Consider the following 1,923-nt stretch of genomic DNA (forward strand, 5'->3'; position numbering starts at 1 on the left):
CGAGGGCGCGAGGATCCTCTTTAGCAACCAGGGCAATCAGTTCGTGGACCTGTTGCTTGAACTCTGTGCGAAGTCTTTGCTCGTTTCCAAGGTCCAGTTCGCGATGGCTGCCCAACCAGCGCAGACCCTGTGCAAGTGGCATCCACTCTGTGACGCGCGAGCCAATTCCACTCCCCCAGACGAACCGAACATCGGTCGCTCCGGAATCCGTGACGAGGCGAGTGAAGATCAGGAGGTTGACATTAACCTCGCCACTGTACGCGCGCGCCTTAGAGCGAAGCGCCTGAATGCCGTAAACGGCCCGTGGCGGTCTGCCCTTGAAGGGTTTTTCGAGGAATTCCCTGACGCCCAGCACAAGTCCGGAATGTGCAAAGAACACGTCAAGCAAGGCGCTCTGCAATCTCTGCACAAAATTCTGGCTGGCCTCGTCCGCGTTGCCGTCGGCAATCGGCAACACATGGTGGACATTAGCCTGTGCAAGGCTGCACATGGCGTGCAATCCTGCATAGTAGTTCACGATATCTTCGGCCTGACCATCTTGTTGATCAGACGCGCAAATTAGTGCGAACTTTGGGCCCTTCCTTCGTAACATCTCCGAAGCAGAATCTGTCCACGCTTGGACTCGCGCGTCGAATCGCAGCCGCGCCACGGCATGGGATTCCGGCAGATTTTCACGCAAGCCATGCGTATTGGCAGGGAGTGGTGCAAAGTGCGGTTGGACTCCATCTCCAAACAATGTCTCGACAGTCTTTTGAATCAATGACTGTTCGTGTGCCRTACCACCGAAGACCCAAAGTTGCGGCGTCTCTGTTTCGTGTACTACGCGTAGCGCAGCGATATTTTGGTCACGCAGCTTTTGCATCCGCAGTGTGGCCGGTGCGATATCGTCGTCATCAACTCCATCGTCGTCCGGTTGCGGCTCGTCATCAATTTCCGCCGCATCGCCGGCTCTTCCGACTACGCCACCTACCGTGGAGTCCCGTGTGATCGGAAGTGGCTTCCCCCCGCGGCGGGGAATCGAACACGCCCTAAACGGGATCTGTCCACCAAGAACGTCCGGCAGCAACGCTAGAATGTTGCCCAACAGATCGGTCTCATCTGTCTCAAGCACTGGATTGCTGGTCATTGCCTCAAACAGGCGTGGAGAGCGAGGCAGACCGACCCACCACTCCGTAGACTCATCGAAACGTTGCTGGACTAAAGCGTCTTTCAGCGTGACGGGTAACGCTTCGCGTGAGGCCGCGCGTACAGCGTCGAAAGTATCGTCAAACACCCATCCAACATCTTTTGAATGCACCACTCGCGCAAGTTGGACAGGGCGACCCGGTCCAAAGACGTACGCAGCAGCGCTCCAAGGCGCATTGAAACTCTTAACGGGGAGCTGGTCGGCCCAAACGCGTTTTGAGGCTGCGATACTTACGTACACATCCTCCGAGTAGGGTATCGAAACCACTGACAACTTTGCGACCATTGAGAATAGCTCGTCGCCATTCACGCTGGTTTGAGGCGGTGAGATCAGCTCAACGAAATTCTGATTTTGCTCCGGTGACACGACGAGAACGACAGGCTGTATTCCGTCGAAGAGCTGTAGCCCCGCCAACCGCTCACCTACCTCACGCGCGATGAAGGGCATATCGGGCGCGCCGTTCGCGCGCCGCAGCGAACGGCTGACTCTATAGAGCCGCAGACTTTTCTGCATCTCCGCTGCTTCTGCGAGCGATTGCGCCCCAGACCAGCCATGCATGTCTGCCCAGGGTCGTAGCTTGTTTTCGCACCACCAGTGCATCGCCTCAATGAATCTACGTCGATACTCGAGATCCTCGTCTTGAGCGGCGGTGGGATAGATCTCCATGGCAATGGAGCCAGCGGCGCCAGCTGCCGCTTGTACACCGAGGTCGCGGTACAACGAGATCAACCCATCAA

General features: G+C 57.0%; 1 protein-coding gene. It reads right to left on the reverse strand.

What is annotated here, in order from left to right:
* A partial coding sequence (locus tag AC1DPR_RS31720) for an RNaseH domain-containing protein (protein ID WP_477817990.1) occupies nucleotides 1-1,906 on the reverse strand: 1,906 nt, incomplete at its 3' end.
* Nucleotides 1,907-1,923: the final 17 nt, after the last annotated feature.

It is taken from the genome of Rhizobium sp. 01T417 (assembly GCF_056398905.1).